The 22,307-nt window shown below is 53.5% G+C and carries 27 protein-coding genes; 11 read left to right on the forward strand and 16 right to left on the reverse strand.

Annotation, left to right across the window (positions count from 1 at the left end; translation table 11 throughout):
• Position 1: 1 nt before the first annotated feature.
• Positions 2 to 1,048: a MerR family transcriptional regulator gene (locus tag ROR01S_RS00170; RefSeq protein ID WP_015584086.1), complete on the reverse strand. Its 1,047-nt coding sequence runs from the start codon at positions 1,046 to 1,048 to the stop codon at positions 2 to 4.
• A gap of 235 nt (positions 1,049 to 1,283) precedes the next feature.
• Positions 1,284 to 1,559, reverse strand: a complete 276-nt coding sequence (gene ychH, locus ROR01S_RS00175; protein ID WP_004121828.1) for a stress-induced protein YchH — start codon at positions 1,557 to 1,559, stop codon at positions 1,284 to 1,286.
• Between the two features lie 272 nt (positions 1,560 to 1,831).
• Between ychH and pth the strand changes: the two genes are divergently transcribed.
• From pth to ROR01S_RS00190, 3 genes are all read left to right on the forward strand, one after another.
• Positions 1,832 to 2,416, forward strand: coding sequence for an aminoacyl-tRNA hydrolase (pth, locus tag ROR01S_RS00180; protein WP_004863551.1), 585 nt, complete (start codon positions 1,832 to 1,834; stop codon positions 2,414 to 2,416).
• A gap of 117 nt (positions 2,417 to 2,533) precedes the next feature.
• Positions 2,534 to 3,628 carry a redox-regulated ATPase YchF gene (gene ychF / locus ROR01S_RS00185; RefSeq protein ID WP_004863554.1) on the forward strand — a complete coding sequence of 365 codons (1,095 nt, stop codon included), beginning with the start codon at positions 2,534 to 2,536 and terminating at the stop codon, positions 3,626 to 3,628.
• 250 nt (positions 3,629 to 3,878) lie between these two features.
• Positions 3,879 to 4,631 carry a hypothetical protein gene (locus ROR01S_RS00190; protein ID WP_064358961.1) on the forward strand — a complete coding sequence of 251 codons (753 nt, stop codon included), beginning with the start codon at positions 3,879 to 3,881 and terminating at the stop codon, positions 4,629 to 4,631.
• A 137-nt stretch (positions 4,632 to 4,768) separates the two neighbouring features.
• On the opposite strand, the gene ROR01S_RS26895 is transcribed toward ROR01S_RS00190, so the two are convergent.
• From ROR01S_RS26895 to ROR01S_RS00245, 13 genes are all read right to left on the reverse strand, one after another.
• Positions 4,769 to 4,966, reverse strand: a complete 198-nt coding sequence (locus tag ROR01S_RS26895; protein ID WP_155728867.1) for a hypothetical protein — start codon at positions 4,964 to 4,966, stop codon at positions 4,769 to 4,771.
• A complete protein-coding gene (locus ROR01S_RS00195) occupies positions 4,966 to 5,175 on the reverse strand; it encodes a hypothetical protein (RefSeq protein WP_064358962.1) in 210 nt (69 codons plus the stop codon). The genes ROR01S_RS26895 and ROR01S_RS00195 overlap by 1 nt, the downstream gene beginning before the upstream one ends.
• A gap of 118 nt (positions 5,176 to 5,293) precedes the next feature.
• A complete protein-coding gene (locus ROR01S_RS00200; RefSeq protein ID WP_064358963.1) occupies positions 5,294 to 5,809 on the reverse strand; it encodes a hypothetical protein in 516 nt (171 codons plus the stop codon).
• Between the two features lie 64 nt (positions 5,810 to 5,873).
• Complete coding sequence (locus ROR01S_RS00205; RefSeq protein ID WP_064358964.1) at positions 5,874 to 6,056, reverse strand: hypothetical protein; 183 nt, start codon at positions 6,054 to 6,056, stop codon at positions 5,874 to 5,876.
• Positions 6,053 to 6,205, reverse strand: coding sequence for a hypothetical protein (locus ROR01S_RS26900; RefSeq protein ID WP_155728868.1), 153 nt, complete (start codon positions 6,203 to 6,205; stop codon positions 6,053 to 6,055). The genes ROR01S_RS00205 and ROR01S_RS26900 overlap by 4 nt, the downstream gene beginning before the upstream one ends.
• A gap of 1 nt (position 6,206) precedes the next feature.
• A complete protein-coding gene (locus ROR01S_RS00210) occupies positions 6,207 to 6,389 on the reverse strand; it encodes a hypothetical protein (protein WP_064358965.1) in 183 nt (60 codons plus the stop codon).
• Positions 6,379 to 6,651, reverse strand: coding sequence for a hypothetical protein (locus ROR01S_RS00215; RefSeq protein WP_064358966.1), 273 nt, complete (start codon positions 6,649 to 6,651; stop codon positions 6,379 to 6,381). The genes ROR01S_RS00210 and ROR01S_RS00215 overlap by 11 nt, the downstream gene beginning before the upstream one ends.
• Before the next feature lie 792 nt (positions 6,652 to 7,443).
• Positions 7,444 to 9,840 carry a primase-helicase family protein gene (locus ROR01S_RS00225; RefSeq protein WP_064358968.1) on the reverse strand — a complete coding sequence of 799 codons (2,397 nt, stop codon included), beginning with the start codon at positions 9,838 to 9,840 and terminating at the stop codon, positions 7,444 to 7,446.
• 99 nt (positions 9,841 to 9,939) lie between these two features.
• A complete protein-coding gene (locus ROR01S_RS25610) occupies positions 9,940 to 10,125 on the reverse strand; it encodes a helix-turn-helix transcriptional regulator (protein ID WP_073972263.1) in 186 nt (61 codons plus the stop codon).
• A 78-nt stretch (positions 10,126 to 10,203) separates the two neighbouring features.
• The gene (locus ROR01S_RS00230) at positions 10,204 to 10,716 is read right to left on the reverse strand and encodes a hypothetical protein (protein ID WP_064358969.1); all 513 of its coding nucleotides are present in this window, start codon (positions 10,714 to 10,716) and stop codon (positions 10,204 to 10,206) included.
• A gap of 3 nt (positions 10,717 to 10,719) precedes the next feature.
• Positions 10,720 to 11,988 carry a tyrosine-type recombinase/integrase gene (locus tag ROR01S_RS00235; protein WP_064358970.1) on the reverse strand — a complete coding sequence of 423 codons (1,269 nt, stop codon included), beginning with the start codon at positions 11,986 to 11,988 and terminating at the stop codon, positions 10,720 to 10,722.
• 585 nt (positions 11,989 to 12,573) lie between these two features.
• Positions 12,574 to 13,617, reverse strand: a complete 1,044-nt coding sequence (gene fraE / locus ROR01S_RS00240; protein ID WP_004863557.1) for a fructose-asparagine asparaginase — start codon at positions 13,615 to 13,617, stop codon at positions 12,574 to 12,576.
• Positions 13,618 to 13,967: 350 nt separating this feature from the next.
• Positions 13,968 to 14,801 (reverse strand): SDR family oxidoreductase, encoded by an 834-nt coding sequence (locus tag ROR01S_RS00245; protein WP_064358971.1) that lies wholly within the window; start codon positions 14,799 to 14,801, stop codon positions 13,968 to 13,970.
• A gap of 93 nt (positions 14,802 to 14,894) precedes the next feature.
• Between ROR01S_RS00245 and ROR01S_RS00250 the strand changes: the two genes are divergently transcribed.
• A complete protein-coding gene (locus tag ROR01S_RS00250) occupies positions 14,895 to 15,857 on the forward strand; it encodes a LysR family transcriptional regulator (RefSeq protein WP_004863566.1) in 963 nt (320 codons plus the stop codon).
• Here the strand turns inward: ROR01S_RS00250 and ROR01S_RS00255 are convergent.
• Entirely contained in the window at positions 15,801 to 16,202 is a 402-nt protein-coding gene (locus ROR01S_RS00255) for a RidA family protein (protein ID WP_004863570.1), read from the reverse strand. The genes ROR01S_RS00250 and ROR01S_RS00255 overlap by 57 nt on opposite strands.
• 557 nt (positions 16,203 to 16,759) lie before the next feature.
• On the opposite strand from ROR01S_RS00255, the gene ROR01S_RS00260 reads away from it, so the two are divergent.
• The 7 genes from ROR01S_RS00260 to tdcD all read left to right on the forward strand — a co-directional run bounded on the left by ROR01S_RS00260 (position 16,760) and on the right by tdcD (position 22,289).
• The gene (locus ROR01S_RS00260; protein WP_064358972.1) at positions 16,760 to 17,875 is read left to right on the forward strand and encodes a 1-propanol dehydrogenase PduQ; all 1,116 of its coding nucleotides are present in this window, start codon (positions 16,760 to 16,762) and stop codon (positions 17,873 to 17,875) included.
• A 124-nt stretch (positions 17,876 to 17,999) separates the two neighbouring features.
• Positions 18,000 to 18,692, forward strand: a complete 693-nt coding sequence (pduL, locus tag ROR01S_RS00265; protein ID WP_004863576.1) for a phosphate propanoyltransferase — start codon at positions 18,000 to 18,002, stop codon at positions 18,690 to 18,692.
• Positions 18,685 to 19,503 carry an ethanolamine utilization protein EutJ gene (gene eutJ, locus ROR01S_RS00270; protein WP_004863579.1) on the forward strand — a complete coding sequence of 273 codons (819 nt, stop codon included), beginning with the start codon at positions 18,685 to 18,687 and terminating at the stop codon, positions 19,501 to 19,503. Before pduL ends, eutJ begins: the two co-directional genes overlap by 8 nt.
• 11 nt (positions 19,504 to 19,514) lie before the next feature.
• Positions 19,515 to 20,270, forward strand: a complete 756-nt coding sequence (locus ROR01S_RS00275; protein WP_064358973.1) for a flavoprotein — start codon at positions 19,515 to 19,517, stop codon at positions 20,268 to 20,270.
• Positions 20,252 to 20,524 carry a EutN/CcmL family microcompartment protein gene (locus ROR01S_RS00280; protein WP_004863583.1) on the forward strand — a complete coding sequence of 91 codons (273 nt, stop codon included), beginning with the start codon at positions 20,252 to 20,254 and terminating at the stop codon, positions 20,522 to 20,524. The genes ROR01S_RS00275 and ROR01S_RS00280 overlap by 19 nt, the downstream gene beginning before the upstream one ends.
• An 18-nt stretch (positions 20,525 to 20,542) precedes the next feature.
• Positions 20,543 to 21,052, forward strand: a complete 510-nt coding sequence (locus tag ROR01S_RS00285) for a GlcG/HbpS family heme-binding protein (RefSeq protein ID WP_048025091.1) — start codon at positions 20,543 to 20,545, stop codon at positions 21,050 to 21,052.
• A 25-nt stretch (positions 21,053 to 21,077) separates the two neighbouring features.
• Entirely contained in the window at positions 21,078 to 22,289 is a 1,212-nt protein-coding gene (gene tdcD / locus ROR01S_RS00290; protein WP_064358974.1) for a propionate kinase, read from the forward strand.
• Positions 22,290 to 22,307 lie beyond the last annotated feature (18 nt).

Below are 22,307 nucleotides of genomic sequence, written 5' to 3' on the forward strand. Positions count from 1 at the left end.
ACTACCGTGACGCGGGCGAGCTCGCCTGCGTCATCATCACGCCAATCGCCTGCTGAAGCCAGCCGAGCACCTCAGGCGTCATCCAGGTCCCTTTCATCAGATGCGGTTCGCGCTCCATCGCCAGGCGGAATTTCTGCTGGGTGTGAGGATGAGTTCCGGCATAGGACTGAAACAACGCCAGCCACTGCCTGGCCAGCGCCTGCCCCGCTGGAGAAGCCGGGTCGCAATGCTCGCGACAGGCCTCGTGCAGCGCCGTCACCAGCGCAGGCCACTCCATCAGTCGATCAAAATAGTGCGCGCGAGTGAAAGCCAGCTCATCAGCATTCAGATAACGCGCCCAGATAGCCAGCTTACTCTCGGCAAAAGCGCGGGTAATGTAGTCCACAACATCCACGGTGATTCCGGTTTGCTCGCGCATTTGCGGTTCAGCGACGTGCATTTCATTCAGGCGGGTGAGAAACTCCGGCCGCCCGGCCGTATCCAGCTCCAGGCGCGCCATCCAGCGGGTCGCCAGCGCCATGGCCCGCGGATCGTCCGCCGGACACGCCTCGGCAAGCAACTGGCGAACTTCCGTCACCAGCGCCAGCCAGATCTGGTTGCGCTGCTGATCCTGCTCCGCAAACGGCAGCGCCTGTAACTCCTGGGGACTAAACCAACGATCGTACATTTTCATTAACTCCAGCGTCTGTAGCCAGGACTCCAGGTCAGGCTCGTTACCGCATGCCAGCTCATCGCGCAGCTGAGCCAGCCGTTCGCGCAGCGTGGAGACCGCGCGCAGCTGTTTATCCAGCGTCGAGATCTGCTGTACCAGCAGGTCCGACAGGGAAAACGAGTCCTGGTCAAGGTAGTCCTTGATAGTGGCGAGCTCCAGCCCGGTCTGCGTCAGCGCCTTAATCATATGCAGACGCTGAACCGCCGCCAGGTTATAGAGCCGGTAACCCGCCGTGCTTCTGGCCGACGGCATCAGCAGCCCCGTTTGTTCATAGTGATGTAGCGTGCGGACGGTCATTCCGGCGCGTCTCGCCAGTTCACCCACCTGAATTAACATAACTGCTCCTGTTGTTCGACCATAGCGCCACTCTGCCGCCTGACGTTACGTCAGGGTCAAGTGTTAAAGAGAGGGTATTTTATCGTGAAGGCGTAACCCGGGCAGCAAATGCGTTGTTCTGAAGAAAAGAGGCGACGCGATAATAAAACAGCCAGCTACCGGGTGGGCAGCTGGCTGCAGATGAACAGTTTATGTAAGCGCACCCGCCGCGAGACGGCCGGGGCGAGGAACCGGTTTAGCTATGGCGGTGCTGATCGCGACGGCAGCGTTTATCGTAATGGCGGACCCACCAGTATCTGTCGCTAACCTGTTCATGCCCGCCAACGCGCGCCCCTGCGAGCCAGAGAACGGCGCCGACAAAAATACTTAATATCGCGCCATGAGCGAAGAACTGCGGCAGGTCAAGCTGCGGAAGCTGGTTTAAAATAGAGTAACCAACGCCAACAACCATGACGACCAATCCTAAACCCATCAGTACATTACCGAGTAACGAAGCGTTTCTGCGTTTCATATGTCACCTCCGGAACCTTGGGCTACCTGGGAATATCCCCAAAACTTATAGGTCTAGTATAGACAATGGGGATAAGGTTGATTGCGTCGGTGATCACATTAGTTAATATCAAATCAACAAAAACTTACAAATAACTTACTGAACAACATCAAATTCTAATGGTTCATAAGGGTAATTATCTCTTTCCCCGCCGTTGTGGCGGCAGAATTTTGTCAACCGCCTCGGCAAACAGTACACTACGCGCCAGAGAACGACCCAAGCAGGATAGAAAAGTGACGATAAAACTGATTGTCGGCCTGGCAAACCCCGGCGCAGAATACGCGGCGACCCGGCACAATGCTGGCGCCTGGTACGTAGATTTACTGGCTGACCGCCATCGCGCCCCGCTGCGCGAAGAGAGCAAATTCTTCGGCTACACTTCGCGGATTAACCTTGCCGGCGAAGATGTCCGCCTGTTGGTCCCGACCACCTTTATGAACCTCAGCGGCAAAGCCGTGGCGGCCATTGCCACCTTCTACCGCATTAATCCGGATGAGATTCTGGTGGCGCACGATGAGCTGGATCTGCCGCCCGGGGTGGCAAAATTTAAGCTCGGCGGCGGCCACGGCGGCCACAACGGTCTGAAAGATATCATCAGCAAGCTGGGCAATAACCCCAACTTTCATCGCTTACGTGTCGGAATCGGCCATCCGGGCGATAAAAACAAAGTTGTCGGCTTTGTGCTGGGTAAACCGCCGGCGAGCGAACAGAAACTGATTGATGAAGCCGTGGACGAAGCGGCGCGTTGCACCGAGGTGTGGCTGAAAGAAGGTCTCACCAAAGCGACCAACCGTTTACACGCTTTTAAAGCGCAATAACCGGTCGACGTGCGGAATTTTTGCCGCGCACCGTGTATAATAGGCAAAGCTATTTACTTTTCTGCAATCTGTTCAGTGTAACGGGTTGATTATCCAAAGATTAAGGTGATTTAAATCATGGGATTCAAATGCGGTATCGTCGGTTTGCCCAACGTCGGCAAATCCACCCTGTTCAATGCGCTCACCAAAGCGGGTATTGAAGCGGCCAACTTCCCCTTCTGTACCATTGAGCCGAACACCGGTGTCGTGCCGATGCCCGATCCGCGTCTGGACAAGCTGGCTGAAATCGTCAAACCACAGCGCATTCTGCCGACCACCATGGAATTCGTCGACATCGCGGGCCTGGTGAAAGGCGCGTCCAAAGGCGAAGGTCTGGGTAACCAGTTCCTGACCAACATCCGTGAAACCGAAGCTATCGGTCACGTGGTGCGCTGCTTCGAGAACGACAACATCATCCACGTGAATAACAAAGTGGATCCGGCAGACGACATCGATGTGATCAACACCGAGCTGGCGCTTTCCGACCTCGATACCTGCGAACGCGCGATTCACCGCGTACAGAAGAAAGCTAAAGGCGGCGATAAAGACGCGAAAGCCGAGCTGGCGGCGCTGGAAAAATGCCTGCCGCAGCTGGAAAACGCCGGCATGCTGCGCGCGCTGAAAAACCTGACCGAAGAAGACAAGGCCGCTATCAAATACCTGAGCTTCCTGACGCTGAAGCCAACCATGTACATCGCTAACGTCAATGAAGACGGTTTTGAGAACAACCCGTACCTCGATAAAGTTCGTGAGATCGCCGCAGCTGAAGGCTCCGTAGTGGTCGCCGTGTGCGCTGCCGTCGAGTCTGATATCGCTGAACTGGACGATGCCGACCGCGATGAGTTCATGGCCGAGCTGGGTCTTGAAGAGCCGGGCCTGAACCGCGTGATCCGTGCCGGTTACGAGCTGCTGAACCTGCAGACCTACTTTACCGCGGGCGTCAAAGAAGTTCGCGCATGGACTATCCCTGTGGGCGCGACCGCTCCGCAGGCGGCAGGTAAAATCCACACCGACTTCGAAAAAGGCTTTATCCGCGCCCAGACCATCGCCTATGAAGACTTTATCACTTACAAAGGTGAGCAAGGGGCAAAAGAAGCCGGCAAGATGCGCGCCGAAGGGAAAGACTACATCGTTAAAGATGGCGACGTCATGAACTTCCTGTTCAACGTGTAGAGGAATATAAATGCATATAAAACATAAAGTTACACAACAACAAGCTTAAAAAATTTGTTCTCGCGTACAAAGCCGCGTATGGACTGCGCGGCTCTACCCTCATAAATGTAACAGCCGATCACATAAAATAGTCGGCTGTTATCGTAAGATTTGATTTTCATATCTACGTTTACAGCGGGGCATCTGCTTTGACCGTAGATGGCTGGGATTTATGGGGTGATGATATTATTTTATTCAAAGGAAAAATTTGATGAAAGGCGCCGTATCTTCATTAGTAATGCTTACACTGCTGGTGGCCACGCGGGTCATGGCATTAAGCGATAATGTGAAGCAAGAGTTAATATTTACTGAGAAATCCTGGACAGTTACGCATCTCAATGAATTAGGCATAGATTGCCTATGGACCAGGGGAGATACGGGACATTTACAGAGTGAAGCGATGGGTCCAGATGGCACAGGTGTGTGTTGGGATGCAAAGGCAGTTGCTCAAGCCGAAAAACTACAAAAAGAAAATAAACTTGTATGGCATAACCCTCCTCGCTTCGAGTACGAGTTTGGAGATAAAAACAAATGCTATTATCGCATAGACAAAATCATCGGCCTTGTTGACTTCCGACCTGGCGACAATATTACCGAAGCAGAAGTGAATGAATGTAGAAAGGACACATCTAAAGCAAATGCACTTAGATTGGCAACTAAAACACAAAGAGAGGTGCGCTTTGGCGGTTATATTGCAACAGAGAAAAATATACTTGGCTCTGTAGTTCTTGCCTGTTACACAGGCAGTATAGATAGTGATAATAAGCGAATTTCAAATATTGAGCGAACCAGAAGGTATAATGCAATTCTGAGTCTATACAAAGGTGATGATAAAGATACGCAGAGAATAAATAAAGCTTACACTTTTGCCGATACCAATCTACGAGACCGTTACCCATTAGATACAGAAGGACAATACAGAGCCAAAGTATGTGCTGAAATGGTACAAAAAGGGAAGCTCTAGCGATTAACTAATAACCGGCGGAAAACCCGCCAATTTGAGACGCTATTCAAAATAACTCCTTAACTTTTTGTTTCAGTAAGCACAAAGAGAATATTAACATTGCGTTCAAGCCTGAAAAAGTAATCCAAAAACATATGTCAGTTATCATCTGTAAACTCTTTATTAAATGGCCTAACAAGACTCTTCACTATTTGCCGCTGATGTCGATACTCAGTATATTCAGCAGCAGATGCGGCATTGTGGTGTAAACAGCCACCAAATTGTGCAATCCAAAGACGTGGCATCCTTACGCCCCACTCTTTTGCTGATTTTATTGCCAAAGCACAGTCGCTCATTATGTTTCCTCCCATCGCCACCGGGCTTTAACTAACTTTTTATCTTCATCAATATCAATCCCCAGCTTTTTGAGGTATTCACGGCAAAAGGTAGGGGCGATTTGTAACATGTTTCGCAGTTCGTCAAACGGGATGCCCGCGCCCGATTCATCGGGTACTAAGCTGGTCATAGCGCGGTAAGCCCATTCAGGCGCGGTAAGCATTTTCATTCAGTTGCCTTACGTTGTTGTTTAGCGATGATATAAGCAGGGATACCGGGACGTCTGTCACCAGAGCGATACCCCCGTTTGAAGTCGTTCATCACGCGTTTGTCGTTACCTTTCATAGTTACACCTCCTGAAAAGATTTTAGTGTTTCAATAAATTCCATGTCTAAATCAATATCTTCCAACTCTTCCTCCAGAATGCCGAGTTGCTTGCACATATCTGTAAGAACGTGGACATATTTAAAAATGTCAGAATGAGGCATCACAACGCGGAGAACCGCATCATCAAGCTGTCCGGTAAGCATGTATGCCATCGTAGCTGCTCCACCATCAATGCGGAATAAATCACGAGGGGCCTGCACAGATTTGCTGTGGTTGAATGCACTAAGGGCGCGCATCTGCCACTGTCTGGTAAACTCATCAGTCATGACGGCTTTTTTAAGCGCCGGGATAAAAGCATCTTGTTTTGCTTTCAGTTCAGCGGCACTGGTTTGAATATGTCCGAACATGTCTGGTTTAATCAACGACGAATTAAGTTCTCCAAGCTGTTTTTCCAGCAGAGCTATCTGCACGGTCACTTTTTTATGTTGTTCACGGTATACATTCATATCGTAAATCGCTGCGTCTATGTAATTCATAATAAACTTGTCCTCAAAATAGTCTGACGGGTGCGTCAATAGTGAAATAAAAAGGCCTCTTTACTTAGAGGCCTTTAATTTTCATTACTTCCTGCAATAGTCGGCGGTCGTTAACTGGCGCACCGGTGTAAGGGTGTCGAAGTTCTCCGGCATTAAATTGCTTTAGTAGTGCGTCGCGTTTGCCGTGCTTCGATAAGTCCACACCGTTTCGCGTGATCACATCTCTGTTATAAATAGACTTACTCATTTTCGTCTCCACGCTTCACTGATCTTTTTCTTAGCGGCTGCCATAGGGTTTTGAACTGGTTGAGCATCGTTAACCACTGGCGTTAATGGTTTACTGTCGCGCCATGCGTTTGCAATGCGTTGCTTCATCAATAAATTGTAATCGGCCATCTCAATAGAATTCCTCAAAATATTTTTCAAATACGGCGCGACGTAACTCATCAGTAACGTCATCGATAGGCGTAACGGGGAAGCCATAGCGTGAGCACATTTCACGCCACCATGCGTCTTCGGTGGTCACGCTGGTGCCTTCCAACTGTTCCAGCCGTGACAGTAATGCAGCCTTATTCGCCATGCTTAAAGCGTCCGGGAAAGGCGCGGGCAATGCTACAAAGGCGATTTGCCTCATCAGGATGAGCGTATCGATACTCATGCTGAACCATAAAATCATTAATCGCAGATGTGTCACCTGTTGTAATCAGTCGCTTGAGATCTCCTGAAATCTCAGGAGATAAGGCTCGGAACCAAACCAAAAGCGGTGTTGTAGATTCGTCTACCTGTTTGTTTTGAAAATCTTCCATTTCGCGCAACAATTCTTCTCGCGTCTTTTTAGCCATTTCTACTCTCCTCCAGCGCTGCCAACCGACGATCGAATTCCACGAGGTCATTGATACGAGCCCGAAGGACTTCGGCATCGATACTATTAGCAGGTGTGATGGCCTTAAGACTTGGATAAATGCGCTCCAGAGTGAAGCGGACGGCGTCCCAGTCTCCGCTATCGACCAGTCGCGTTAGCTGAACCATAGCCGAGTCCGAGAGAGATTTCGGGAGTATGCGCCGCGTTGTGTTTTTGCTGCCGACAGGGCGACCAGCCATTTCCACCCTCCTATTAATCAATAATTTAATGCCATTACAAATACGGTTAAGACCATTAAACCTGAATAATTACAGATTGTAAACAATTAATTGTTGACGCCCTCGTCAGTTTATGATATGCAACTATTTATATGGCTAATGACGTTTACGCCCACCAGCAGCAATTTAATGCACTAACTTTTCAGCAGAGTGAATTGCCGTGGACAGTAAACCGGTTTTTACTGTCCAGTTTAAGTTGATGTTTATAAAGGATATTTATCGAAAAAGGACGGTAAAGGACAGTAAGGACAGTAAAAATGCATTCTGGGAGCCAGAGCGCTTATAAAATACGTATACATACATACATCTATATATTCCTTTCTCTTCAGCAACTCTGTTTTTACTGTCTTTACTGTCCTTTTTAATATAAAGCCATATAAAACAGTAAGTTAACCCGGATAGTAAAAATTTTTTTTACTGTCCTTTACTGTCCTTTACTGTCCTCTTCAGGCATAAAGAAACCGCCCGTAGGGGCGGCTTCATCATCAACGTGGTTATTGCTGGGCCATTGCAAGCGCCCTGTTATCTATATACCCCGATAACCTCACTACCTCTTCTTTGCTCAGCGTGGTGTTCGCCGGGATAGTGCCGCGTTTTGCCCACGGTGAAAAACGATTGCCGTTAATCTTCCAGCTTTCTGAGTTAGGGATGGGCTCATAACCCAACTCGCGCAGAACGCGGCCAACCAGCTTGGCATGGGTTATTTTTACCACGTTATTCTCCAGTACCCACTTAGCAGCAGCCGCAACGATAATGTTATTGCAGAAGCCGGGACGACCATCTTCAACCGCCTCCAGAATCGCGGATTGCGTCGGTGTCATAGACTCGCGGATTGCCTCTGACATTGAAGACGTTTCCGGGGCGCGGTTCGGATGTCTCACAACATGACGCTGGCTCAGATACTCAGCTACGGCGGAATAACCATCACTATCAAGCCAGTCGTTAAGCTGCACAAAATATCCATCGTCCATGCCGTCGCGCATAATATCCGACTCGTTATTTTGAGCAGTAAAGAACACGGCATATCGGCGGTCATCTGACGTCTTAACAACGGCGTCGCGGTGGTTACTGGTGATAATAAAACCGAGGTGGTTAGAAGAAGTTACCGTGTCGGTTCCTTTCTTCTGCACCGGGATTCTTTTATCTGTAATCATCGGCTTCAGCACTTCCATTACGTCGCGCTTGTCACCTACTTTAAAATCGTTGATGACAGCCAGACATTTCTCGTAAGCCCATCCGTTAAATTTGTTGTCCACGTCTGAAGACTGCACCACAGAGACGTACTTATTCCCGATAGCGTAGCTCATCACCTCTGCCACAGTGGTTTTGCCGTTACCCGGCGCACCAACGAGCACAGGTGCCCATCTCATGCATTCACCCGGATGCTGCACCTTATAAGCCATCCAGTTAAGCAGGATGTCGCGGTCAGCCTCAACCGGCAGCAGCTTTTCGATGTGTTGCAGGAACGGCGTCACATCGCCCGCTTTACGCACGCCCGGACATGGCAGATAGGTATTCACAGAATCAACCCCACCCACCATTTCCACGCTACCGAAAGGCTTGTCAGGTGCGAAATGGGTATTAATCACCTTTGGCAGGGTAACGCAGCGGTTGCGCGTGAACGCGTCAAACGCCTTATCAGTGCTCTTATCACCTTCAGCGTCCATCCCGAAGATATAACCGCCTTTGATGGCGTTGAACGCCTCGGGCTTCAGGCGTGAACCGTTGGGCATCAATACAGCGTGCTCACTGGCGATATAGATACACCCGGCGAAAAACTCTGCCAGTTGCTGTGCGGGAATCCACTGAAAACCTTCACGCACTACCGGCTTTGGGTCAGTAGAAGCAGCTGGTAATGTAGGCGGAAAAACCGGCGTAGCCTCTCCAAATGTCTCAGCTGGGGTGCGCGGCGCTTTCTGTGGTATTGACACTCCGGCGCGTAAGCCAGAGTTGATTGTGGCGACAGCATCGCCTTGCCCCAGCCCAATAGCGCGAGCAGCATCAAGCAGGGCTGTAATGGTCTCCTGTTCATTCAGGTCGCCAGCGCCGACATAACGCCCCAGCTCGAACGCTGCGTTATTCAGGGTAGCGTTACGCCGCCCGTCTGGCGTATTAAGTAGCTCGTTTACCTTCTCTTCCAGCTTGCGGCGTCCCGGCTCGTTGGATTGCTCAGCAAAGATACGGGGAGCAATGGAGCGGACTACAGCGGTCTCTTTGACGGGGAAAGGTATGGCTACACAACTGACGTCCAGAACTTCGATTTTGTCGGCACGAGGTAAGTCTATAACCTTACCGGGCTTGATATTAATCATGCCGTTTTTAGTGCCGTTATCGGCGGTCGAATTGACCTTAATGTCTACGTGCTTAAGCCATTCGCCAGTGGATGCTTTAACAGAAAAGCCATCAGGCAGGCGAAACAGCCAGTGCGTAGAAACGTCACCGTCACGGCTCTGAATTCTCGCACGGTTAAGCTGTGCCACAGCCAACCCGAGCGCCTCAGCAATAGACTGCACACTGGCGCAACCTTCTTTGTAGCCGTCACGGTCAATCAGGATGCAATCCTGCGGCACTGGAACGCCGATATAGTCCGCCACACTCCAGGATGCGTCAGCTGCGCTATACGTCTGCCCTTTGCCGTAAGGTAGGTAGCTGTCGGCACCATCTCTACCAAAAGGGCCGTGCGGAATGAGACGATACCCCTTACTCGTCAGTTCCTCTACGTGGGCTTCCATCCATGTCTTCACTGAATGACCGGGCAGAAGCTTTATATAAGCCTGAGCCGACTCGTATTTAAATGAGTGAAAATCGGGTACAATTTGACCAGACACGTCAGAAATTACAACGTATCCGCTTTTATTGACGAACCCGTCGCCCGATGCTAAATTAGACATGTTTTTATATATCCGTAAAACGCTGGTTCTGTCGCCAAACATTCGCCAGCGGTTGAAAATATAGCTCTAACATTACTGTTAGGGCTTTTTTTTTGGTATTCATGCTGCCACTGACTGACGGCGAGCCTGTACCCACGCTTCAATTTCTGTTTCATCAAATCGAATTGAATTAGGACCAATAGGAATGGCTTTAGGGAAAGATGCTTCGGGAGAACGGCGCAGGCGCTCAACGGTTGCGCGGCTAACACCGAGACGACTGGATAATTGTTTGATTGTTAATAGCATTTGTGATCTCCTAGTTTCAAGCAGCGTTATGCTGTATCACAGTGACCACAATAATGATTTGAAACGAAACTCCACAGGTTAGAGTTTCGCTTTTATTTTGCCTATATATTGGCGTGTTACTCCGAATCTATTAGCAAGTTTTGATGCGCTATTTCGAGTCCAGTCAGGCAACTCTTTTTTTATTGCAGCTTCCAGATGTGTTTTTTGTGAGTTGACCGCACGCTCTTCGCGGGGTTTGCTGCCTGCTTTGCTTTGACGTTCACTGTATTTCTCCTGTGCATATCTCGGAAAAAGAACTTCATGACGGAAACGGTTAACCAACTCGTCCGCGCGCTTCCCCAGCTCAGAACTGGCTAACGCACGCTCCGTTAAACCGGCAGTTATCAACATCTTGAGGTCTGGTACCAGAGGCCATGCGGTACCGTATAGCTCAACTGCTGCGTCTAGCCGCCGAACCATAGCAAGTGCGCTTTTCTGGTTCGTGTAGAGTGGTATGCCGTCACGATTTGACTTAATAATATTTATATCGTGTTCATTCCATCCGAGCCCCAGAAAATATTCACGAATTTCCGGCCATTCATCATAATCCATCTCTTAACGCCTCCCGAAAGTCACTTGCACAACATTACCAGCCTCTACAATCTCGTGTTGCGTTAGAGTCTGAATGAACTCGCCCCATTCCAGGAAAAGCTGTTCCACCTTTGCCGCCCTTTTCCCGGCCTGATAGGTTGCTACCAGACGGTCACTTTTAGCATGATTTAAGGCCAACTCTATGATCGATTCATTGGCATCCAGATACTCAGCGCACCCACTGGCGAAGCTCCTGCGCAGATCGTGGCAGGTGAAAGGTTCACTCTGGGGCATATGCAGGCCTCTCACACGTTCAAGCAACCAGCGGAGCGCATTCCCATCTATATGTGCTTTCCCTGCGTCGTGAGTGCGTATAGCTTCAAATACAAACTCACTGCCACCACTAATTCCCCGTTGGTGGGCGATAATATCCTGAGCCATTTGATGCAACGTAACAGTGTGGCTCTTACTGTTTTTGCTACGTTCGGCGGGGATAATCCATTTACTGCCAACAATTTCCTCCCACCTCATCTCACTTGCTTCTGTCCTTCTTGCGCCAGTTAACAAAATTAGCTTTAAACAGTTCACCTGTGCTGGGTGCGCACCAGTTTCCTCAAGGCCTTTCCAGAATGCGACAACTTCCTCGCGTTCAAGCCATCTTTGGCGAGGTGCAGCAGCCGTTGCCCCAATATCCGTGGGGCGAATGGTTCTTGATGGGTTAATAGTAATAGCGCCAATGTTCACGCCGTAATCGAGACTCTGCTGAAAAATGGTTAATGCTTTCTTAGTGCCGGAAACGGTTTGTTTTCGTAGCTTTGCTAAATGATTAAACAGAATGCTTCTGCTCAAATCTGTAACCAATAGCTTGTGAAGTTCAGCCATGTAATTGTCGAAGGTGTAGTTGTACGCTTTCAGGCTCCGAGGTTTCAATGGCTTAGCTACAGATTTCCACTCCATCCACTCATTGAACAACTCGGCAAAGGTAGGGACGGAACTGGATTTTTGTTTATTTGCTCGTACAACAGCTATCGGGTCCTGTCCTGACTTTAGCACTGCCATTGCTTGCATATGCGCTTTGCGGGCTTCGGTCAATGACATTGATGGGTAACTTCCCAGAGTCATCTTCTTAGCCTTGCCCGCAAACTGGTAACGGTATAGCCATGATTTAGCAACAGCGTCCGGGCGAACCTCTATACATAAGCCCGCGCCTGCCCCACTCGACACAGCTAAAACTTTTCGCTTTCCTTCCTCAGCCTTAAGGTTGGCTATCTCTCTGTCTGTTCTCAATGCCATAACTATCCCACCTGATTAATCCCGCGTACAAATACGCGTACAGAACAAACCTGACTATAGGAGATTATCGGTGAAACAGCATGACAACGCAAGGTAATATAAGTGCATGATATAAAGACAAAATAATAGTATAACTTGATACAAGCAGACACAGGGTGAAAACGTATATTTTAGAACTTCCTGTTCAACGTCTAATCGTTTTTGTTGTCTCGTGAGATTTCATTGAATCTCATAGCGATTAAAAAAACCTTATAAAATCCACGCCATTGCGTGGATTTTTTTATTTTCATCGTACCGGCACATTACATGAAAGCGCGGCAGAAATATGAGCATACGCGCAAGCCAGTCGTGGTGGGAGCCAACCCGATTCAAGCCAGCGTTGACTGAGATAATCCGGCTCTGTCGTCTGGAAAGCGTCACCACGCCGCAGGTGAAAACCCCCGATCCTGCCCTGCCGCTGGAGCGGAGGCCCGGAATACGGGAGCATATCGGTGACTATCAACACAGGCATCAGTTAAACAAAGGGGTAGCCCCGAACAGGGGCCACCCCGGCTATGGCCGGTCCGGAACTATCTCCGGATGAAATTAGTAAGTGTGAAAATATTGCTGAATGAGCTGCGGATTTTTAGTTTGGGTCAGTGCCGTCATCAGCAAAATTCGCGCTTTTGCCGGGTTAAGCGAATCGGACACCAGTCCAGGCTGGCCGTCATCAACCGGAACAACACCGCTCCCCGTACGTGAGGCGCGCACAACCACGATACCGGCTTTTTCCGCCTTTTTGATTCCCGCAGCACTGCGTACAGAGACCGACCCCGCGCCGGTGCCTGCATAAATAATACCGTCTACATGATGCGCAATTGCCGCGTCGTACATATATTCAGGGTCGTCCTGATAGCCGTAGATAATGACCACTTTTGGCAATGCGTTAAGGTTACGCACATCAAATACCGAGCGTACAGTGTGAATTTTATCAACACGGGTTTCAAACTGCGGTTTACCGCTCACCATCACCCCGAGATACCCCTCTTCCGGCGCTTTGAAGGTATCCAGTGTCGTGGCATTGGTTTTGGTGACAAAACGGGCAGCGCCGATGCGATCGTTAAGAACCACCATCACTCCGCGTCCTTTCGCCTCCGGGTCAGCCGCTACAGTCACCGCTTCCAGCAGATTCATCGGGCCATCCGCGCTGATTGCCGTTGCCGGACGCATCGCGGCCGTAAACACCACCGGCTTGTTGCTTTTTACGGTCAGGTTAAGGAAGTAAGGCGTCTCATCAAGGGTGTCCGTTCCGTGGGTAATCACGACCCCATCCACATCATCGCGGGCCAACAGCTCGTTGACGCGTTTTGATAGCTTGAGGATTATCTCGCTGGTCATATTTTCACTGCCAATGTTTGCCAGCTGCTCTCCATCAACGCGAGCCACTTTACTCATCTCAGGCACGGCATTAATCAACGTCTGTACGCCAATTGCTCCGGCTTTATATCCTGTAGTCTGAGTATTACTCGCCGCCGAGCCGGCGATGGTACCGCCAGTAGCAAGGATTACAATATGCGGCAGATGCGTCTCACTTAACGCGAAAGTACTTATTGTCAGCAATGCCATTGCCAGTAATGCGCTAAATTTCATATTTACTCATCCCAAAAAGATAAAATTAAAATTCACCAGGTACTATTGCAAAAGACTTGCCAGGAGGAATTTTCTTTTTATCTGCAGATATGATTAACTTTCAGGCAAAAAAAGGGATTTTAATCATTTTGCGCACGCTGCTGGTGCAGCGATGAACGAAAAGCGGGCAGAAAAACTCACCATCCGGCCCAATTCACTTATCTCATCAAGCAGCGCTTACCTTTACCAGCAGGTTAGCTGCGGCAGCTAAGATTTCAGCGGCAGAACGGTTGTTTTCAGTAAAAACCAAACGAAATAAAAATGCTCGCTCCTGCTTCTTTGCAGGTGGTGTGTATATTACCCACGGACAATCACGCATCTTTATCCACACTTAGCGCCAGCGCGCGGGTATCCTCCAGCACCTGTAACCGACTGTTCAGCGCCTCGTTGATAGATCGGTACGCCTTACTGCCCAGCGCCAGGCGAAACGGCGGCACTTCCCCACTCGCGGCATCGATTATGGCAGCGACGGTTTTTGACGCATCGCCGTTAATAGCGAGAGTTCCCTGCGCCAGACCGCGACGCACTTCGCCGGCGGGCGTGTTGTCATAACAAGCCATCGGCGCAGCCGTATCCAGTCCGCCCGCAAAATTCGTCGCCGTCGGGCCGGGCTCGGCAATCATAAAATCGATGCCAAAAGGCGCCACTTCCTGGGCGACGGATTCAATAAATCCTTCAATCCCCCATTTGGTAGCGTGATAAAGGCTGAAATTCGGCCAGGCAATCTGCCCGCCTTCTGACGATATCTGCACAATACGTCCGCCTCCCTGCCGACGCAGAGCGGGTAACGCGGCCCGAATAAGCTGAATCGGGCCGATGAGATTGGTGGCAATCTGCCGGTCAATCTGGGCATCGCTCACCTCTTCCGCCGCGCCGAAGAGCCCGTATCCCGCATTACTGACCAGCACATCGATACGCCCGGCGAAGTCGAATGCCTGCTGCACCGTCCGGCGTACAGCGTCAGTATCCGTAACGTCCAGCAGCAGGATATGAAGCCGCCCATTGTATTGCGCCTGCAGATCATCCAGCGCGCCGGATTTGCGTAGGGTAGCAATCACTTTGTCGCCCCGCGCCAGCAGGCGCTCCGTCATCAGGCGTCCGAGACCGGTTGAAGTACCGGTAATTAACCAGGTTTTGCTGCTCATCGTTATCCTCCAGAAAAGTCTTTAACTCGCCGATACAGGATATGGCATGATGATTAGCACGATAAGACCCAACAAATGGCATGAAGAGGTGAAATGAAATCACCAGTTAAAACCCCGACGCTTTCCGATCTGAAAGCCTTTATCGCCGTAGCGGAACAGCGTAGCTTTCGTCGTGCAGCCGATTTTTCCGGCGTGACTCGTTCCACGTTAAGCCATGCCATTCGCGGGCTGGAATCGCGTCTGGGCGTCCGTCTGTTACATCGCACCACCCGCAGCGTGGCGCTGACCGAGGCCGGAGAGGCGCTGCTGCGGCGCATTTCACCGCACCTCAACGGGCTGGAACAAGCGCTGGAAGAGATCGCCGATACCCAAGGACAGGCCGTGGGCACGCTGCGTATCAATGGCGGAGAGGAAGCTATTCACCTGCTGCTGCAGACAATTGTGCCGGACTATATGACACGGTATCCCGGCGTGTCGCTGGATCTGGTGGTAGATGGCCGGCTGGTAGATATTGTCGCCGAAGGTTTTGATGCGGGGATCCGTCTGGCGGAAGACGTCCCTGCGGATATGGTGGCCGTGCGTTTTGGCGAAGATGTGCGGTTTCTGGCGGTGGCGTCGCCGTCGTACCTGCGCCAGCATCCTGCTCCCGCGAGCCCGGACGATCTGGCCCACCATCAGTGCATTCGCCAGCGTTTACCCAGCGGTAAACGCTACCGCTGGGAGTTTTCCCGCCACGGTCAAAGCATCCTGCTGGATGTGCCCGGAACGCTGACGCTAAACAGTTCGCCGCTGATGGTAGACGCCGCGATCAACGGTCTGGGGATCGCGTATGTCCCGGATGTACACGCCCGCGCAGCGCTGGCGGATGGCCGACTGGTCACCGTACTTGAGCCATGGTGCCCGCCGATTCCGGGTTTGTGCCTCTGGTTTCCGGCCAACCGACATATGCCCGCCAGCCTGCGCGCACTGATCGATCTCATTAAAGAGCGGAACCGATTTTCATTGCCGCGAGGGCAAGCGGGCGGTGACCTTGATTTCAAAACGGAAGCCATATAGCCAGCTCACGCCGACGCCCGTCAGCGTCGGCCAGGGGGCATCTCCCCAGTATTCCGGCAACACCTTCCAGAGCGTGTCGAGAGTCGATTGCGCATCGACCAGATAGATGGTGACATCAATCACATCGGCAAACGTACAATCTGCGGCCGCCAGCACCGCATTAAGGTTATCGAACGCCCTGCGGATCTCCTGCTCCAGTCCGGGTTCCGCTGAACCATCTTCCCGACTTCCTACCTGACCGGAAACAAACAGAAAATCGCCGGATTTAACCGCCGGAGAGTAACGGTTTTGCTCATACAGCGCCTGCTGCCCGGCGGGGAATACGATATCTTCTGGCTTTCTCATCTTTTATCCTGCTCTGACCTGTAAGGGTTCAGGGATGATAAGCGCCAGCATCTGCTGGCGCTATGCCCGCAGACTGGCATGAGCCGGTGAATATTTTTCACCTGGAGAGGGTAACGGTGGCTCATTGCGGAATGGCAACAAAACCCATGCCGGGCAGACAGGATAAGTTGAAACCGCTCATCTGACCGCAACAACGCCGGGCAGTGGCAGGACGTTAACCCGCAACGGCGGAGCGAACAGATCGGGAACACATGCCGCGACAGCACAGTAGGGGCACGCAATGCCTTCAGCGTAGAAACTATCACCTGGCCTCAGCACCGCCAGCGCCTCACGCATACCAGAATTCCGGTCCCGACCCGTATCAGGGTCAGAGACCATCGCTGGCGCGATGCACCCCTGCACTTTTTTGTCCGCAATAAAAGAGTACCGCAACGAAATCCTGACTTAGCACAAGCATAGCCAGCTTCTTATTCATCCCCCCATGACACAATACGCTCTCTTTTTACATCCGGCATTTGCCTCCCCGCAATCCGCCCAACGGATAAGGTAATCGAAAGATGGCGAGCTATTTCTTTTCTCTTCCTGACGTCTATTTTGGTGAAAACGCAATTCAAACCTTGCGTCGGCTGAACCATAAAAAGGTGGCGATTGTGACCGACAGCTTTATGGTGAGCTCCGGTAAAACACGCGACCTGATTAATGAAATGCCGCAGGCCTGCGTCTCTATTTTTAGCGAGGTGAAACCCGACCCGAGCGTGGAGATCCTGCACGCCGGCGCCGCACAGTTTAAAAGTTTTAAACCGCAGGTCATTATCGCGCTGGGCGGCGGCTCCGCTCTTGATGCCGCTAAAGGGATCAAGGTTACGCTGGAAGAGTTCCTCCCCGGCCACGCCATAGAACTTATCGCCATTCCGACCACCAGCGGTTCCGGTTCCGAAGTCACCTCCTACGCCATCATCTCCGATCCGCAAAACGGCCGAAAATATCCGCTGATTGCCGATGAACTGATCCCGGACTGCGCCATCCTTGACCCAAACCTGGTTCTCTCGGTTCCTCGTCAGGTCGCGGTGGATACCGGCATGGACGTCCTGACCCACGCCATTGAGGCGCTGGTTTCGACGGGGGCCAATGATTTTAGCGACGCGCTCGCCGAGAAAGCCATTGCGCTGGTCTGGCAACACCTGCCCGACGTTTTTAGCGATGAGAATAATATTGCGGCGCGGGGCCATATGCACAACGCCTCCTGCATGGCCGGCATGGCGTTTAATTCGGCGGGGCTGGGATTAGTGCACGGTATGGCGCACGCTATCGGCGGGATGTTGCATATCCCACACGGCAAAATTAACGCCATGCTGCTGCCGTTGATTATTGAGCACAATGCCCGCCACGCCCCGCACGCGCGGATGAGATACCTGAAATGCGCCGCCATTATGGGCATCCAGGCCGCCACGCCGGAGCAAACTCTGCGCGCGCTAATCGGCAGCATTCGCGATATGAATCACCATTTTGGTATTCCCGCCACACTGCAGGCGCTGGGAAAAGACCGGACGGCTGTGGAATCCCTGCGTCAGGCGCTGATCGCGGCGACCTTAGGGGATGGCTGCACGCAAACCAATCCCTGCCAGCCCCGCGCCGCTGATGTAGACCGCTTGCTGACCGCCATCGCCGGCTAAATCTGGACAAGATTGTCCTGCGCCCGGCGGACCGTCAAAAAAGTCCTGCGCAACAGCAAAAAGGCCAACGCGGGACTGAATATGCTTGTATCGCTCCTTTCATCACTTTCAGGTTGTTGACGCTATGAATGACACCCAGCAGCAAGCCGAATTAATCACCCGGGAAATTCTTCAGGAACTCAAGTCCCGTGGCCCCGGGGCGGCGGCCGGTGCCCCACTCGCCGCACAGACGTTGCGTATCCCCGTTGGCATCTCTAACCGCCACGTTCATCTGAGCCGGGAAGATATGGACATTCTGTTTGGCTATGGCACCACCCTCACCCGCATGAAGGCGGTCAAACAGCCGGGCCAGTATGCCGCCGAAGAGACGGTGACTCTGCGCGGACCAAAAGGGGAGCTGACCAGAGTACGCGTCCTTGGCCCGCTGCGCAGCGCCACCCAGGTTGAAATCTCCGTCTCCGACAGCTTTATCCTCGGCGTCAAAGCCCCCCTAAGAATGTCCGGCGATCTACAGGACTCGCCGGGGATCGAGATTATTGGCCCGCGCGGACGGGTCAGCAAAACGGATGGCGCTATTGTCGCCTGGCGCCATATTCATATTTCGCCCGCCGACGCCGAGCGCCACGCCCTGCGCGACGGGATGGAGATTGACGTGCGTATCGACGGCTATCGCGGCGGCATTCTTAGCCACGTGGTGGTCCGGGTGAGCGCGGATGCGGTGCTGGAAATGCATGTTGATGTTGAGGAGGCCAACGGCTTTGGCTTGCGTAACGGCGACTGCGTCCAGCGCGCGTTTGCGGAACGCCACCATGACTGACAGCACAGCAACCAGGCGGCTGAACGCATTGGCGGAGCTGGTCAGCCTGGGCGGATGCCGCGCCTGGGCAGGCGCGCTGAAAGTGGGTGTCGATCCGGGCACGGCCAATATCGCCGTGGTTGTGCTGGATGAAAACGATAACCCCGTCGCCGGCATCAGCCATCCTTCACGGGCGGTGAAAGACGGCGTGGTGGTGGATTTCCTGACCGCCAGCCGGGTGGTGAGCGGGCTGAAAACAGCGCTCGAAGAGCGCCTCGGATGCCCCCTCACCCGCGCGGCGACGGCCATCCCGCCGGGAATCACCGCCGGGAACACCAAAGTGATCGTCAATATGGTGGAGGCCGCCGGACTGGAGGTGACCGACGTGGTTGATGAACCGGTAGCCGCCGCGCTGGCCTTAAACATTCGCCACGGCGCGGTGGTTGATGTGGGCGGCGGGACAACCGGGATCAGCATTCTGCGCGACGGCAACGTGATTTTCAGCGCCGATGAGCCGACCGGAGGCAACCATATGACCCTGGTACTCGCGGGCGCCCTGGGCATGCCTTTTGCCGAAGCGGAAGCGTTGAAAAAGTGTCCGGAGGAGGAAGAACAGATCTTTACCGTGGTCCGTCCGGTGGCTGAAAAGATGGCTCATCTGGTCGCCGGCTGGCTGGCGGGCTATCCGGTCGACGACATTTACCTGGTCGGAGGCGCCAGCAGCTTCCGCCAGTTTGCCGACGTTTTTCGCCACGCCACCGGCAAACGGGTCATTCAGGCGCAGCAGCCGCTGCTGGTGACGCCGCTTGGCATCGCCATGCGCAGCCGCTGAGGAGAACCACAATGGATGCACAGCAACTCTCATACCGGCTCGACAGCCTCATTGCAGACCTGCTGGCTCAACGCCGGCGGCGCCTGCAAGACCACGGCAAGGTTATGCGCGTGGTATTAAGCGGCGAGGATCTCGCCACGCTCCCGACGACGCTGGATTGTCTGACGGCGCTGAACCGGCGCGGCTATCTCCTGGTGATGACCTTTTCCCATAGCGCCATCCAGGCGTCGTTGCACTCCACCTGCATGGAGGCTCTGGCGCATCGCGATGTTGAGGCGCTGTGCGACGACCGGGATCCCTGCCCGACAGGAGAGACGTTCAGCGGCCTGTATCTGCCCTCGCTGTCCACCAACAGCCTGAGCAAAATCGCCTTAGGTATTCGCGATAACCGGGTGTGTCGCTGGGCTTTTCACGCCCTGAGTCTGGCCAGGCCCATCATCGTCACGCTCAATACCGAATGCCGGGATGGCGCCGCCAGCCAGCTCCCCCCGGCATTGCGGGCACGGCTGGCCGGTTACGTCGCCACTCTCGGGGAGTATGGCATCACGATTATCGGCCGCCCCACGGCGAACCCGGCACAGAGGCCGACGGCGCCCGGCGGTAAACCGCTGATCACGCTCAGCGATGTGCGCCAGCACCCCGCAGGCGCGGTCCTGTCGGTTGGACACCGGACACTCATCACTCCCGCCGCACGCGATGAAATTCGCGACCGCGGTATTGTCATGGTGCAGAGCCACCAGGAGGAAATATGTATCTGGCAAAAGTAACCGGGGCACTGGTGTCGACGACCAAACATGCTTCGCTCAATGGCGCAAAGCTGCTGATTGTCGCCCGCCTGGATGAACACTATCAGCCCACCGGCACGGCGCAGGTCGCCGTCGATTTTGTCGGCGCCGGAAACGGGGAAACGGTCATCGTCACCACCGGCAGCTCCGCGCGGATGACCACCAGCAAAGAGCACTCGGTGATTGATGCTGCCGTAGTCGGCATTGTTGACTCGCTCGATCTTAACGGCCAGTAAGCGCCACGGAGGAAAAACATGCACACCCCCCCGAACGCCGAACTGGATCGCCGTATCAACGCGGCCATTTCGCGTCAGTTAGCGCCGTCTCCGGCCTCGCTGACGCTGACGGACGCGGCATTACTGGCGCACTGTGCCATCGATGCCGCGAACAACGCGAATGTGCCCATTGTTTTTAGCCTGGTGGATACCCACGGCCTGCAGCGCTACTTCGTTAGTCAGGATAACGCCCTGCTCATCAGCCATACGCTGGCCACGCAAAAAGCATGGACCGCCGTGGCGCTCAGGATGCCGACCCACCGACTCGCGGCCGACGTATTACCTGGCGCCAGCCTGTACGGCTTGTCGCATACGCAAGGTCTTTGCTGCTTTGGCGGCGGGCTGCCCTGCTGGTCGGCCGGCGTGCTGCTCGGCGGTATCGGCATCAGCGGCGGGAGCGTCGAGGAAGATATCGCGATTGCCACGCAGACTCTGGCGCGCTTCAGCCGCGAGCGATTTTTGCTCACACCATTCAATGAATCTCTCTAAAAAACGGATACAGACAGGGGTCATCATGTCGTCAGCATCACTGGTTCTGGTTATTAACTGTGGTTCATCTTCTCTCAAGTTCTCCGTCATCCCGCGCAATCAGGAGACCCCGGTGCTCTCCGGGCTGGCCGAAAAGCTGGGGCTACACCAGGCCTGCATTACCTTTAACGATGCGCAAAGGAAGACGACCAGCGGGTTGCCTGACGGTGCCAGCCATACCTGCGCGCTGGAGGCGCTGTTCGCCCGGCTCGCAGAGCAGGGGCTGCTGCCGCAGGTCTGCGCCATCGGTCATCGGGTGGCGCACGGCGGGAATGATTTCAAACATTCGGTGCGGCTCACGGCGTCGGTCATCGAGCGTATCCGGGAACTGTCGGCGCTGGCGCCGCTGCACAATCCCGCCAACCTGATTGGCATTGAAGCCGCCATGGCGCTGTTACCCGCGCTGCCGCAGGTGGCGGTGTTTGATACCGCCTTTCATCAGACGCTACCGCCGGAAGCCTATACCTATGCCATCCCGCTGGAGTATTTACACCAGCATCAGGTCAGACGCTATGGCTTCCACGGCACCTCCCATCGCTTTATCGCCGCCGAAGCCGTCGCGCGCCTGGGTCTCAACCCCGCTAACCACGGCCTGCTTATTGCCCATCTCGGCAATGGCTCGTCAGTCTGCGCGGTGAAAAACGGGCAGAGTGTCGACACTTCGATGGGCATGACGCCGCTTGAAGGGCTGGTGATGGGAACGCGCTGCGGCGATCTGGATTTTGGCGCCGCGGCCTATATTGCCCGCTGCACCGGACAGACTATCGAATCACTTTACAAGATGGTCAATAACGAGGCGGGATTGTTCGGTCTGTCGGGTCTTTCCAGCGATTGCCGCACGTTACAAGAGGCGCGCGACAACGGCGATCCCCGGGCCACCCTCGCGATTGATGTCATGGTTCACCGGCTTGCCCGCCACCTTGGCGCCCATCTCGCTTCGCTGCATCGCTTTGACGCGCTGATCTTTACCGGCGGCATCGGGGAAAACTCGGCGCTGATCCGCGAGCTGACCGCCGAACGGCTGGCGATATTTGGCGTGCAGCTTGACGCCGCGCGCAATGCGCAAATGTTTGCCGGCCGGCAGGGCATTATCTCGCGCCCCGGCTCACCGATTGTGGCGGTCATTCCCACCAATGAAGAGCGGATGATTGCCGAGGATGCGGCCGCGCTTGCCCCCTTGCTGGAAGGCGCGGCCTGAGCGCGTCCTGAAAGTAGT

Origin of the sequence: Klebsiella ornithinolytica NBRC 105727 = ATCC 31898 (assembly GCF_001598295.1) — a bacterium.
GTDB lineage: Bacteria > Pseudomonadota > Gammaproteobacteria > Enterobacterales > Enterobacteriaceae > Klebsiella > Klebsiella ornithinolytica.

What these genes read in the sequence shown, in the direction of transcription:
- ROR01S_RS00170 (WP_015584086.1), bottom strand. Translation starts at nt 1,048, where the DNA reads ATGTTAATTCAGGTGGGTGAACTGGCGAGACGCGCCGGAATGACCGTC.
- ychH (WP_004121828.1), bottom strand. Translation starts at nt 1,559, where the DNA reads ATGAAACGCAGAAACGCTTCGTTACTCGGTAATGTACTGATGGGTTTA.
- ychF (WP_004863554.1), top strand. Translation starts at nt 2,534, where the DNA reads ATGGGATTCAAATGCGGTATCGTCGGTTTGCCCAACGTCGGCAAATCC.
- ROR01S_RS00190 (WP_064358961.1), top strand. Translation starts at nt 3,879, where the DNA reads ATGAAAGGCGCCGTATCTTCATTAGTAATGCTTACACTGCTGGTGGCC.
- ROR01S_RS26895 (WP_155728867.1), bottom strand. Translation starts at nt 4,966, where the DNA reads ATGAGCGACTGTGCTTTGGCAATAAAATCAGCAAAAGAGTGGGGCGTA.
- ROR01S_RS00195 (WP_064358962.1), bottom strand. Translation starts at nt 5,175, where the DNA reads ATGAAAATGCTTACCGCGCCTGAATGGGCTTACCGCGCTATGACCAGC.
- ROR01S_RS00200 (WP_064358963.1), bottom strand. Translation starts at nt 5,809, where the DNA reads ATGAATTACATAGACGCAGCGATTTACGATATGAATGTATACCGTGAA.
- ROR01S_RS00205 (WP_064358964.1), bottom strand. Translation starts at nt 6,056, where the DNA reads ATGAGTAAGTCTATTTATAACAGAGATGTGATCACGCGAAACGGTGTG.
- ROR01S_RS26900 (WP_155728868.1), bottom strand. Translation starts at nt 6,205, where the DNA reads ATGGCCGATTACAATTTATTGATGAAGCAACGCATTGCAAACGCATGG.
- ROR01S_RS00210 (WP_064358965.1), bottom strand. Translation starts at nt 6,389, where the DNA reads ATGGCGAATAAGGCTGCATTACTGTCACGGCTGGAACAGTTGGAAGGC.
- ROR01S_RS00215 (WP_064358966.1), bottom strand. Translation starts at nt 6,651, where the DNA reads ATGGCTAAAAAGACGCGAGAAGAATTGTTGCGCGAAATGGAAGATTTT.
- ROR01S_RS00225 (WP_064358968.1), bottom strand. Translation starts at nt 9,840, where the DNA reads ATGTCTAATTTAGCATCGGGCGACGGGTTCGTCAATAAAAGCGGATAC.
- ROR01S_RS25610 (WP_073972263.1), bottom strand. Translation starts at nt 10,125, where the DNA reads ATGCTATTAACAATCAAACAATTATCCAGTCGTCTCGGTGTTAGCCGC.
- ROR01S_RS00230 (WP_064358969.1), bottom strand. Translation starts at nt 10,716, where the DNA reads ATGGATTATGATGAATGGCCGGAAATTCGTGAATATTTTCTGGGGCTC.
- ROR01S_RS00235 (WP_064358970.1), bottom strand. Translation starts at nt 11,988, where the DNA reads ATGGCATTGAGAACAGACAGAGAGATAGCCAACCTTAAGGCTGAGGAA.
- fraE (WP_004863557.1), bottom strand. Translation starts at nt 13,617, where the DNA reads ATGAAATTTAGCGCATTACTGGCAATGGCATTGCTGACAATAAGTACT.
- ROR01S_RS00245 (WP_064358971.1), bottom strand. Translation starts at nt 14,801, where the DNA reads ATGAGCAGCAAAACCTGGTTAATTACCGGTACTTCAACCGGTCTCGGA.
- ROR01S_RS00250 (WP_004863566.1), top strand. Translation starts at nt 14,895, where the DNA reads ATGAAATCACCAGTTAAAACCCCGACGCTTTCCGATCTGAAAGCCTTT.
- ROR01S_RS00255 (WP_004863570.1), bottom strand. Translation starts at nt 16,202, where the DNA reads ATGAGAAAGCCAGAAGATATCGTATTCCCCGCCGGGCAGCAGGCGCTG.
- ROR01S_RS00260 (WP_064358972.1), top strand. Translation starts at nt 16,760, where the DNA reads ATGGCGAGCTATTTCTTTTCTCTTCCTGACGTCTATTTTGGTGAAAAC.
- pduL (WP_004863576.1), top strand. Translation starts at nt 18,000, where the DNA reads ATGAATGACACCCAGCAGCAAGCCGAATTAATCACCCGGGAAATTCTT.
- eutJ (WP_004863579.1), top strand. Translation starts at nt 18,685, where the DNA reads ATGACTGACAGCACAGCAACCAGGCGGCTGAACGCATTGGCGGAGCTG.
- ROR01S_RS00275 (WP_064358973.1), top strand. Translation starts at nt 19,515, where the DNA reads ATGGATGCACAGCAACTCTCATACCGGCTCGACAGCCTCATTGCAGAC.
- ROR01S_RS00280 (WP_004863583.1), top strand. Translation starts at nt 20,252, where the DNA reads ATGTATCTGGCAAAAGTAACCGGGGCACTGGTGTCGACGACCAAACAT.
- ROR01S_RS00285 (WP_048025091.1), top strand. Translation starts at nt 20,543, where the DNA reads ATGCACACCCCCCCGAACGCCGAACTGGATCGCCGTATCAACGCGGCC.
- tdcD (WP_064358974.1), top strand. Translation starts at nt 21,078, where the DNA reads ATGTCGTCAGCATCACTGGTTCTGGTTATTAACTGTGGTTCATCTTCT.